The organism is Roseivirga sp. AWQ4_251 (genome assembly GCF_056158225.1).
This window is the reverse complement of the sequence record NZ_JBSWSW010000001.1, coordinates 1,661,298-1,673,362: the sequence shown is the minus strand read 5'-3', so window position 1 is coordinate 1,673,362 and position 12,065 is coordinate 1,661,298. Positions and strand designations below refer to the sequence as shown.

6 protein-coding genes are annotated in these 12,065 nt (G+C 39.4%); all 6 read right to left on the bottom strand.

Annotated elements, in window-relative coordinates:
- Positions 1-27 precede the first annotated feature (27 nt).
- A complete protein-coding gene (locus tag ACXACJ_RS07395) occupies positions 28-2,391 on the bottom strand; it encodes an ABC transporter permease (protein ID WP_475133708.1) in 2,364 nt (787 codons plus the stop codon).
- 75 nt (positions 2,392-2,466) lie between these two features.
- A complete protein-coding gene (locus tag ACXACJ_RS07390; protein WP_475133707.1) occupies positions 2,467-2,868 on the bottom strand; it encodes an ABC transporter permease in 402 nt (133 codons plus the stop codon).
- 96 nt (positions 2,869-2,964) lie between these two features.
- Entirely contained in the window at positions 2,965-4,884 is a 1,920-nt protein-coding gene (locus tag ACXACJ_RS07385) for an ABC transporter permease (RefSeq protein WP_475133706.1), read from the bottom strand.
- Complete coding sequence (locus ACXACJ_RS07380; protein WP_475133705.1) at positions 4,877-7,246, bottom strand: ABC transporter permease; 2,370 nt, start codon at positions 7,244-7,246, stop codon at positions 4,877-4,879. The genes ACXACJ_RS07385 and ACXACJ_RS07380 overlap by 8 nt, the downstream gene beginning before the upstream one ends.
- Positions 7,247-7,291: 45 nt before the next feature.
- A complete protein-coding gene (locus ACXACJ_RS07375; protein ID WP_475133704.1) occupies positions 7,292-9,658 on the bottom strand; it encodes an ABC transporter permease in 2,367 nt (788 codons plus the stop codon).
- A complete protein-coding gene (locus tag ACXACJ_RS07370) occupies positions 9,651-12,041 on the bottom strand; it encodes an FtsX-like permease family protein (protein ID WP_475133703.1) in 2,391 nt (796 codons plus the stop codon). Before ACXACJ_RS07370 ends, ACXACJ_RS07375 begins: the two co-directional genes overlap by 8 nt.
- Positions 12,042-12,065: the final 24 nt, after the last annotated feature.

Below are 12,065 nucleotides of genomic sequence, written 5' to 3'. Positions count from 1 at the left end.
ACTTGAAACACTGAATTTTGAACCGGTTTATTCATTTCTTAACACCTCGGTAGGATTTCTTTGCGAACTGACATAACTGTGGACTCCTAAGATGACAGCCGCAATGGCAGTAATAATGATGACCGAAGCAAACCCAAAACTTTCCAAGCCTTCCACCCGATAAGGGAAAGCCTGCAACCATTTATTTACCAAATAGAAAGTTGCCGGAACGGATATGGTAAAAGCCACAACCATAAGCCATATGAAATGCTTGTTTAGGGTTTTTAAAATGTGTAGGTAATTGGCACCCAGCACTTTTCTAATTCCAAGCTCTTTTTCTCTTGCATTGCTCTCGAAAGAAGCTAATGCAAATAGACCGAGAAATGCCACGAGGATTACTAAACCTGTAAGGATATCGAAGATGGTTTTTAAAGTGGCCTCTGCTTCGTAAAAATTAAAATTTTCCGAAATGGATTTCAGTTCAGTCATGTCTAGTGAAGATTTTAAACCGAAATCTTTCTGCATAACCAATTCAACCTGAGCAATTACATCAGCCTTATTTCCTGCTCTATAAGTAAACTGAACAGTGTTGAATCCTCTCGGATAATAGGCTATAGAAGCTGGTTGAATCTCTGATTTAGCTGAATCAAAGAAAAAGTCTTTCACAACCCCCACCACTGTACTTCCATTTGGCAATTCTGCCCCCAAAGCTGGATTGAGCGCCAGCTTCTTCTTAGCTGTTTCATTGATAATGGCAGCATTTTTAAGCGCGGATTCCGGCACTTGAGTAAAATCTACCCCTTCAGTAAACTCTAGTTGAAACACCTCATTGAAATTCTTGTCGGCAAAACCTGTCACGAAGTTTATCGGATACGTGCGGCCATCAATATTTATTACAAGTGGTGGAGCTGGCGGAAATATTGGAAGCGTAGCAGAGGTTACTACCTCTATTTGTGGTATTGACTGAAGTTTGTTTTTAAGTACCTCATATTCTAATCGCTGACCTTCTTGCCTCAAATTCATGGACATAACATTCTCCTCATTATAGCCCTTGTCCATATTGATGAGGAAGTCTGCTTGACTTCTAACGGCCAAAGCAGCAATCAATAGACCAGAACAAATTGTAAACTGGAAAACAATCAACGCCTTTTTGAATAGTCCTACTTTGGTTTTTGCTTGAGCCCCCCTTAGTATAGCCGACAAGTTTACTGAACTCAGGACAATTGCCGGGTAAATTCCAGATATAGCCATAACCACAATTAGCAATAGTGCAGGAAGAATAAGCTGATCTGGAGATTGTAATAAATTGAATGAAAGAGACTTTCCTATTAAAGAGTTGATGTAAGGCAATGTTACTTCAACTGCAACTACTGCTATAACTAAACTAAAGAAAGACACAAAAAGCGTCTCTATCATTTTGTTAGACACCAAGCTTGCCCTGGATGCCCCTATGACTTTACGAATCCCCATTTCCTTGCTTCTATTTATTGAAGCACTCGTAGTGAGGTTAACGTAATTAAAACAAGCAACTAAGAGAATTAGAGTACCAATGAGGCTGAAGATATAGATGTACTTCACTTGACCTCCAAACATATGATTGTTATATCTCTGGGTCTGCTGACTTAAGTATAAATCTGAGAATTTCAGGTAATCATATCCTGCGGCCACATCTTCTGCACCATTTCTTGCTAAAAGGCTTCTTGTATTCTCAAACAGGTTGTCAAGATTGAAGCCTTCTTTGAGTAAAAAGTAGTTATAGCCTGTTCCATACCCCCAGTCTCCTTCTGAGAGTTCATATCTCGAGTCAGGGTGATTAAGTGAGGCAATGATGTCGAACTGCAGGTGAGAATTAGTAGGTATCGGATTGAGAACACCCACTACCTGTAATCCCTCTTGTCCTTGAATGCTGATGATTTGATTTAATGGATTTTCTCCCGGAAAAAGCTTTTGGGCTAACTCTGATGAAATGACAACACCAGTTGGTTCTTGGAGTGCTGTCTTTTCGTTACCATACTTAAGGCTGAAGTCAAATACTTCGAATAGTTCTGGCGATGAATAATAAAATTGGTTGGTTTGAATCCACTCTTCTCCCAACTGATAATACTTCCAGTAATTGCGGCTGATGTTAACCGCATTTACCACTTCCGGACTCTCTTCTTTAAGAGCTTTCATTAAGGAATATGAAGGCCTTACATTGAACTTCTCTCCATCTTCTCTGCTCATTTCTAAGCTCGACATATAAATGCGATCAGCATTCTCATGCCATCTATCAAAAGTCAGTTCATCCCTTATATATAATGCTGTGATCAGAAAGCAAAACATGCCAATTGCCAAGCCTAAAAGATTTACCAAAGAATGAAGCTTTTGTCTTTTGAAGCTTCTAAAACCCGTTTTAAAAAAGTATTTAATCATTGTGCGTTTAGTTTATTGTTCAAGGCTGATAGTTGTACAGTTGAGTATTATAAACTGTGAACTATGAGCTAGCTTCTACTCCTTCCTAAGAATATCCACCGGGTTTGTTTTTGTTAATTTAAAGGTGCTGAAATACAAGGTTAGTAAGCCAATAAAGGCCATTCCTATCACAACCAACGGAATGGAATTGGCTACATCAATTCGTTCCGAAAATTCATTGAGCCACTGATTTCCAAAAAACCAAGCCAAAGGAATTCCTATCAACATGGCCATTAAAATACTGGATCTGAACTGATTGGAGACAACAATAAAAATATGCTTATAGTCCGCTCCAAGAATTTTCCTGATACCGAGCTCCTTGATTTTAGATTGTATATTTAAAGAGGTAATTCCGAACAGCCCCAAGAATGAAATCACAATAGACACCAGTGTAAAGAACAGCAAAGTGCTGCTTGAAGCTTTGTCTTTCTTTAGCATAGCCTCATAACCTTCGTCTAACAACTTATATTGAAATGGTCTTTCTGGTATTAGTTTTTCCCAAAGGGCTTCAAGATGTAAAATTGCTTCTTGTGGTTAAGTCGAAGAAATTCTGATATTAGCCATGTAACCTCTCTCAGGATTTCTGTACATCAACATTGGCTTAGATTTTTCACGCTGATCTCCAATTTGAAAGTCGTCAACTATGCCCACAACATGAAGTGTTTCCAACCACTCTCCTTTCCCCTTAGTTATAATCGGAAAACCCTCAACCGAGGAGATTTGCATTATGTTAGCTGCAGCCTTATTGAGAATAACTACTTGATTATCTGTTTCTAATTGAGGATCAAAATTCCTTCCTTCAAGCAATTTAATGCCCATTGAAGGAATGAAGTTGTTGTCAACACTCAATCTAAAGATCCTTATGTCTTCATCGGGACTTTTCCCCTGCCAGCTGTAATCCGATGAAGAATTAAAAATTTGAAGAATATTGTCATCTATAAAAGTGATACTTTCCAATAGCGGGTCTTTACTCACTTCTTCTGTGAAAATATCATTAAGCTTGTTTTGAGAAATGCTCAAGGCAACCATAGAATCCCGTTGGTAGCCAGGATCTTTGTTTTCCAGAAATCTAACTTGATTGTAAACCACCAAAGCGGTAATGCTAATTACCAAGGTTATGGTGAATTGAAGAACCAAAAGAAGCTTACCCAACCCTTGGTTTAACTTGCCTTTTCGAACTTTTCCGCTGAGAGCTTCTACTGCATTATATTTGGAAATAACAATGGCTGGATAAAGTCCTGAACCTAGAATCAACAAACTCCATAGTGCAACAATGAAACCTATGAAATTGAAGTAACCAAAGGCTTCAATCATAGAAGAAATGCTGAATGAAAGACCTGTAATATTGGAGAAATAGCTGTTCGATACTTCAAATAGAATGAGACAAAACAGTATACCTAAGGTCACCTGAAGTGCCGCCTCTGTCATAAATTGGAACATTAAATTTGATCTTATGGCTCCAATTGACTTTCTAATACCAATCTCTTTAGCCCTCTCCAATGCCATAGCGGTCGACATATTGAAGAAATTGATGCAGACCAAAACCAAAATGAGAATACCAATACCAATCAGAATGAACATATTGGACTTTTTAACCCGACCCGGTAGATCTCCAAAGGCAACAAAATCTTGCATGTGAATATCCGCTACTGGCTGAATTAATAGTTTGCGCCCGCTCCAATCATAATCCGATTCTCTATTATGTTCGATGACGGCATCTTCGATTAAAGAAGCGAATTGGTCAGGATCAACATTTTTAGCTAGTTTCAAATAAGTAAAGCAATTGGAATTACTCCATTCTTGGTCTATCGGTCTTCTTTGCTTTTTCCTTAGGAGTTCGATGGAAAATAAGAAATCAGCTTGAAAATGGGAGTTCTGTGGAAAGTCTTCGAAGACACCATCAATCAAGAGTTCATTCGATCCATTGGTATAGTATGAATTAATTTTTATTGATTTCCCTAAAGCAGGCTCAGTCCCAAAATACTTTTCACTCATACTTTGGGAAATAAAAATAGAGTTCGCATTTGAGAGTGCTCTATGCCCGTCTCCATGAAGCACTTGAATCTCTAGAATATCTATTAATTCAGGGTCGGCAAAGAAAACCTTGGACTCGGTAAACATAGTGCCATCTACCTTTGAGAATACGGTTTGACCAGCTCGTTGAACCCTAGATGAAAGTTCAACTTGATCATAGTTTTCATCGAAGTAAGCTTTTATTCCTGTTGGGACGATCACTCCTCTTTCGATATCACCATTACCAATGGGTGAGGTATTATTAACCCGATACAGTCGTGATTTATCGGCATAATGACTATCAAAACTAAACTCATAAATCAGATAAGTTCCTATGTACAATGCACACAATAACCCGAAAGTCAGACTTACAATATTGACTGTTGCGGAAAGTCTTCTCTTAAACAGATTTCTAAAAGCACTTACAAGATATCTATTCATTTCTCAGAGAGTTTACAGGGTTGGCCGATGCTGCTCTGATGGCGATAATTGACACAGTGAGCCAACTGATAAAAAGTGCTCCTGCTATTACACCGCCCAAAAGCCAAATATTGAGGCTCACTTTGTAGGTGAAGTTATTAAGCCATTGGTTCATCAAGAGATAGGCAACTGGTGCCATGATGATCAAGGCCAATAATGGTAGGCCAAGTGATTGTTTGCTGAAGAGTGTGAGTATTTGCTTCAGCGAAGCTCCAAGTACTTTTCTTACTCCAATCGCTTTGACCGATCTTTGGGCGTTGATGGACGTTATGCCGTACAATCCCAAACAAGAAATTAGGATGGCAATAAAACCGAATACTTCGGCCAAATCTTTAATCAGCAATTCGTTGCGATACATGTTTTTATGCGAATCGGCCATAAACTGATAATCGAAAATGTAGCCTGGCATAAATTCAGCATACTTTTCTTCGAGCACTTTCAAAGCCCGCGCTTCTTGACCTTTAGTGGCCCTTACCGTTACATATTCTGTATTGTCAACCCAATTCATGATAATGAGCGGATCAATTTCTTCATAAACTGAATTGAGATAGAAATCTTTAACCACGCCAATAATCTTGGCATCATAGCCCCAGAATTTTACGATTTTGCCAATCGGATCTTTCAGGTGCATTCCACGAATAGCCGCCTCGTTTAGAATGATTGAAGTGGAATCACTTTTTAAATCTCTGGAGAAATTTCTGCCTTCAATAATTTCCAAATTCATAGCAGGAATAAAGTCTTGTTCGGTAAAGAATAGCTTGAAATTGGTTTTGTCAGTTTCAGGATTTCTCCCTTCCCAAGTTGGATCGCCCGTATTTGCCTGAATATTAATAGGCAGCGTACCAATGCTTGTTACTGAAGAAATGCTCGGGTCTTGCAACAGTTCGGCCCTGAAATTCTGATAATCATTGATAAGATCGTAATCATTCTGAAGTACAATGATGCCTTCGTTGTCTACATTCCGATCGTTGTTAAAAATGAAGCTAATTTGCTTACTAATAATGAGTGTAGCGAAAATCAAGAAACCTGCTACAGCAAATTGGAAAACCACAAGCCCTTTTCTGATCATTCCACCAATGCCTCCAGCGCCTTTCATATCCAACTTGCCTTTAAGCGCCTGTGTGGTTTTAAAACTGGAAAGCACAAGTGCGGGATAAAGGCCAGCCACCATTGTAGTCAGTAAAGCCAAACCCAAAATGGAACCGATTAATTGAGGTTCTAACCAATTCAGTTCAATGGTTTTTCCCGTCAGGTTATTGAAGTAAGGCATAAGAATTTCAACCAGAATTCCACCGATTACAATAGCCAAAACCACTATCAATCCCGATTCAAGTAAAAATGCCTTGATCAATGCTCGTTTTCCAGCTCCGACCACTTTTCTTACACCAACTTCTTTCGATCTTTTGAAAGATTCGGCAATAGATAGATTGATAAAATTGATGCAAGCAATACAAATGATGAAAATGGCTACAATCGAAAACAGCCTAACATATTCAATTCTTCCGCCAGCGAGTTCTCCGTTCTCATATTTGCCTTGTAAATAAATTTCAGTGAAAGGTTTCAAGAATTGGGAACGATTGTTCCCCTCTTGATTTCTACGATTAATGTTTTCTATTTTATCGCTGAGCTGTTCAGCAGAGGCATTTTTGGCTACGGTAAGGAAAACTTCCAAAGCCCCATTTCCCCAAGCCATGGCCCAATCGTTTCTATCAAGCCATGATTGTATGGAGAGCGCATAATTAAATTTAAAACGTGAATTCTTGGGCGGATCCTTAACCACGCCCCTCACAATGGCATCCATTCGATTATCCATTTTCACCTGTTCGCCCGTTACATTGGTTCTGCCAAAGAGTTTTTTGGCAAGGCTTTCCGTGAGAATAATATCCTTGTCCGTAGCTAAACTTTCTTCAGTCAGCTTCCCATCGACCAAAGGGAAGGTGAAAATCTGAAAGAACTCTTCGTCTACATAAAGACCTTCATCTTTGAAATGCTTGTCTCCTACACTCAATTGTAAGGCTGGACTGTACTTGACTCTGGTAACCTTTTCCACTTCGGGATAATCCGATTCCAAAGCACTTTTGAGAATTCCACTTTGGTCGCTCCCTGTTCTGATCTCATTATTCGAGAATTTAGAGTGGCTCCAAACCGCATAAATGTTTTCCTTATTTTCATGAAAAGCATCGAATTCCAGTTCATCATTCACCCAAAGAAAAATGAAAAGGCTAGTTGTGATTCCGATCACTAAGCCCAAGAGATTAATCAGTGTAAACTCTTTCCTTTTAGTGAGTTTTCTGAGTGCGATTTTGATATTGTTTTTGAGCATTTCTTTGAGTTTTTTAGTCGATAATTCAAATAGAAATGAAGTTTATCATTCGCTTCTTAGTACATCAGCTGGGTTCTTTTTAATACTGCTAACTCCCTGGACACTAAGCATTATAACCGCAACCATAAGCACAAAACTTGTAGATATTATAAAGTAGGTTGTGGTAGAATCAATTCGATATGGGAAAGCATCCAACCAGGCGCTAATTAGGTACTGGGTAATTGGAATACTAATGACCAAGGCAAGTGCAATAAGAAGCACAAACTTGCTGTTCAAATTCTTCAATAAAACCAATTGACTTGCTCCAAGCACCTTACGGATACATAATTCCTTCTCTCTCAACTGACTCTCGAACATAGCCAAAGCAAACAATCCCAGACCTGCTACAACTATTAGCATTATGGTCAACCCATCAAAGATGGAAACAAGTGCTTTTTCACTCTTGAAAGCGTTATCATAAACATTTTCAATTACCTGATATCGAAGGGGAACCGTGATTCCTAAATCGTCCCAAATTGATTGAGCATATGCCACTACTTGTTGTTCATCCCCTGCTTTATACCTGATCAGTACATTGGCCAATTGATCATTGTTATAGTAAATGATTTGAGGTGTAATTTGGGCCTTCGCTGAACTCGTATGGTAGTTTTTGATCACGCCCACAATGCGCATTTCGGTTTCTTGAATCTTCTGGTTGATAGATTCTTCTGGTGTTAATCCTAGCAGCTTTAAAGCCGCTTCATTCACTATTATGCCATTTCTTAATTCCGATTCAGGCAAATTTTCGAAAGATGAGCCAGCAAGAATTTCGAGACCTGCAATTTTCACAAAGCCTTTATCGGCTGCTGCATATGCAAAGAATTCCTGGGCTTTATCTTCTCCATTTCCGATATCAATAATCATGGCTCCCCCTGCTCCCGGTAACGGCCCCGAAGAAAGTTGCTCAATTAATGTAGACCTTTGAAGTTCATTCCTAAACGATTGCTTCTTATCAAACACCCCAGGATCTCTCATTTCAACACTGATAATGTTTTGGGCATTGTAACCCAAATCCATGTTAATCATATGTTTAGCTTGAAAACGGATGATCAGAGCACTTGCCAAAACTCCTGTACAAATGGTAAACTGCACCACAATAAGCACCTTGCGAATGACCGTTCCCTTTGAGTTAGGCAGCTTTCCTTTTAAGGTAGATGACAAATTGAATCGACTACCAATAAATGCGGGATAAAGACCCGAGAGAAGCATTACCAACAACAAAACTCCTATGGGTAAAAACAGCACAGAGGGGTCTCTTTGAATCTGCAACGACAAATTCTTGCCAATCAAATTGTTGATATACGGCAAAGACATTTCAAGTGCAATAATGGCTAGGATTAACCCCAGTAAAGCAATGAAGAAAGTCTCTCCCAACTGAATGGCCACAAGTCTTCCTTTCGAAGCGCCAACCACCTTTCTTATCGCAAAGTCTTTAGCACGGGCAAAAGACCTGGAAGTTGTTAAGTTGATGTAGTTAAATGAAGCCACCAACAACATGAGAATTCCTACAATACTGAAAATAATAACATACTTCGCCTGACCTCCGAACATGCCATTTGAAGACCTCATGGCTTGTCCGCTCATGTATAATTCAGAAAATTTGCTAAACTGAAATGGCATGGCTTCTTCCCTTCCAGTGTGTTTTTTCACCATTTCAGAAGTCTCCGTTGCGAGTTTCTCTAAATCATAGTTTTCTTCAAGTAGCAGGTAGTGCATTCCATAGCCAAGCTGCCAGTCATTTTCCAACTCTTTGTAGGGTTCTTTATTGAAATCTATAGGAACCACAAATTCGAACTGCATATGAGAATTACTTGGGATTGGTTTTAGAACACCAGAAACCTGATAAGAGCCAAAACCATTTATTTCTATCAATTCTCCCATGGGGTTCTGACCTTTAAAATGCTTTTTAGCCATTTCAGAAGAAATGACAATTCCATTGGGTTGGGCCAGCGCTTTGGTTGGGTCCCCTTGAGCTAATTCAAAGTCGAAGATTCTGAAAAGTGCACTGGTAGAATGAACCAAATGTTTGGTTTCAAAGTCCTCTCCTTTCACTCTATATTTCTTGGTTTCATCGGAGCTGATATTCACAACATCTTTTACTCCAGGAATTTCATCTACCCAAGCTTTACCAATAGCGAATGATGGCATCAGCCTGATGGAACCGCTTCCCGTTTGTAAAGACTGTTGAGGCAGGTAAATATTTTCAGCATTCTTATGCCATTTGTCATGTGTAAGTTCATCCTTCACATAAAGCGAAGTGAGAAGGAAGCAAAAGATGCCAAGCCCAAGCCCCAAAATGTTGATCAAAGCATAATACTTTTCCCTTCTTAGCGACTTTATGCCACTTCTTAGAAATTGCGCCAGTTTATTCATAACGTAAAGCTTTTATGGGGTTGGAGATTGCGGCACGAATAGATTGGTAAGACACTGTAATCAAAGCGACCAAGACGGTGGCCAAACCTGATATCACAAAGAAATACCAGCTGATATTGATTCTATAGGCAAAACCTTCAAGCCATTTATTCATGAAAAAATAAGCCAAAGGCCAGCCAATAACATTAGAAATTAACACAATGCGCACGTATTCCTTGGAAAGCAACATCACGATTTTGCTTACATCAGCACCCAATACTTTACGAATGCCTATTTCCTTGGTGCGCTTTTCTGCCAAATAAGAAGCTAAACCAAACAAGCCCAAACAGCCAATGGCAATGGCCAAAGCAGTAAAGGAAAGAATGATTTGCCCCAGCTGTTTATCCTTTTCATAAAGGGCCTTAACGGATTCATCGACAAACTTCAGTTCAAGAGGTCTATGAGGCACAAATTCTGACCAAACTTTGTCCATATCGGCTTTTACTTGTTCGATTCTATTCATATTCACCCGTGCGTACATCAGGCTCTTAAAGTTTTGTGGACCGGTATAGATAGCCAAAGGTTCAATTTCTTTGTGAAGACTGGCTAAATGGAAATCTTCGATTACGCCCACGATCGTGCCCATCATGGATTCATCTAAGCCGAAATGCTTTCCAATGGCGTTTTCAGGCGTTAAGCCAAAGGATTTAATACCGGTTTCATTTACCAAATAGTAAATGGTTGAATCCCAATCGGTTTTGTTTTTGAAAGATTCTCCCGCAAGTAAATTGAACCCAAAAGTTTCTAGCAGATCTTCATCGCCATTCATTCCTCTAAAGGAAACCTGAAAATCATCGGGTTTACCTTCCAAAACAGCTCCCCAACCCGATAGTACATTTGTGATTACATTATTTGAACCGGTAACTTGTTCAACGCCTGTTATGGATTGAAAACCATTTTTCAGTGAATTATAGGCGTCTCTTGTAGGCGAATCGGACAATTGCATATAAACCAATTGGCTCTGATCATAACCGATTTCTTTATCCTGAACATATTGAAGCTGGTAATAAATAATGAGCGTACCAGTAATTAGAAAAACGCTCACACAAAACTGAATAGTCACCAAAACTCTTCGGAATGTATTTCCACCTCGAGTGGCAAATGAACTTTTAAGCACTTTGGAAGGCTGAAAGGAAGAAAGAAAACTCGCTGGGTAACTTCCTGAAATTAGACTGACTACCAACACAATGGCTATGAGGCTTGGAATCAAAAAGTCATCTCCTAGAAGATCGATATTCAAACTTGTATCGGCCATTTGGTTGAAGAAGGGCAAAACCAATTCCGCCATAACTACCCCAATCACAACGGCCAAAAGAGTGAACATAAACGTTTCGCCATAAAACTGCCAAATCAACTGTCCTCTGTAAGCACCCAATACTTTTCTCACGCCAACTTCTTTGGCTCTTTTTTCAGATTTTGCCGTACTCAGGTTAATGTAATTGATACAGGCAATCAACAGAATGAAGCCAGCTATGGCCACCAAAGAATAGAGCAGATTTCTGGAAACTTTTTCTGGGTAATCACTGCCTTTGGAGGTATCGAAATGCATTTCGCTAAGCGGCTGAATGTCGAAAGACATGGCTATTCCCTGAGACGTGAAATACTCTCCTACTTCATTCTCTATAAAATCATTCAACTTGGCCAAATAAGCATTGGCAGCATTTTCATCGGCCACCTTTACATAAGTGAAAAAGTTCATAGGAAACCATCTGTCACTTGGCGGAGCACCAATACTTTCCATAGACATTACAAAGTCGAAGGCCAATGACGTACTGCCTTCAAAATCTTTGATTACGCCCGTTAACATAGAGTTCTTACCATTGATTTCAAGCGTTTCGCCCACAATGCCTTGAGTTTTTCCAAAGTACTTTAGTGCTGTCGTCTCGGTCATTACCAACGCATTCGGGTCATTTAAAGCAGTCGCTCCATTGCCATCTACAAACTCGTGCTGAAATACCTTGAAATAGCTAGAATCGGCAAAGTAAATGTCCGTTTCTATAAAGCTTTTGTCTCCTGTTTTCACCAAAAGCTCTCGCCCAACTGTCCAATCATAGATAAATGTGATTTCTTCTATTTCAGGAAAATTGTCTTTTGAAATGGCTGTGACACGAGCTGGAGTAATCGCTATTCTTTCATTCAAGCCTCCTGTTGTAAAGCTGCTGGTGACCCTATAAATCTGATCCGATTGAGGATAAAAGCTTTCATACGAGGCCTCAGCGCGTACATACAGCATGATAATAATGCAGGCCATAATTCCGACCGAGAGACCTGCAATATTGATCAGTGAATAACCTTTTTGCCGCTTTAATGACCTTAGGGCAATATTTAGATAGTTCTTGAGCATTTAGTTGTTGTTTGAGTTTCGACT

Bases quoted from the DNA above. Each gene is read 5' to 3' on its own strand.
- ACXACJ_RS07375 (WP_475133704.1), bottom strand. From the start codon at position 9,658: ATGAATAAACTGGCGCAATTTCTAAGAAGTGGCATAAAGTCGCTAAGA.
- ACXACJ_RS07390 (WP_475133707.1), bottom strand. From the start codon at position 2,868: ATGCTAAAGAAAGACAAAGCTTCAAGCAGCACTTTGCTGTTCTTTACA.
- ACXACJ_RS07395 (WP_475133708.1), bottom strand. From the start codon at position 2,391: ATGATTAAATACTTTTTTAAAACGGGTTTTAGAAGCTTCAAAAGACAA.
- ACXACJ_RS07385 (WP_475133706.1), bottom strand. From the start codon at position 4,884: ATGAATAGATATCTTGTAAGTGCTTTTAGAAATCTGTTTAAGAGAAGA.
- ACXACJ_RS07370 (WP_475133703.1), bottom strand. From the start codon at position 12,041: ATGCTCAAGAACTATCTAAATATTGCCCTAAGGTCATTAAAGCGGCAA.
- ACXACJ_RS07380 (WP_475133705.1), bottom strand. From the start codon at position 7,246: ATGCTCAAAAACAATATCAAAATCGCACTCAGAAAACTCACTAAAAGG.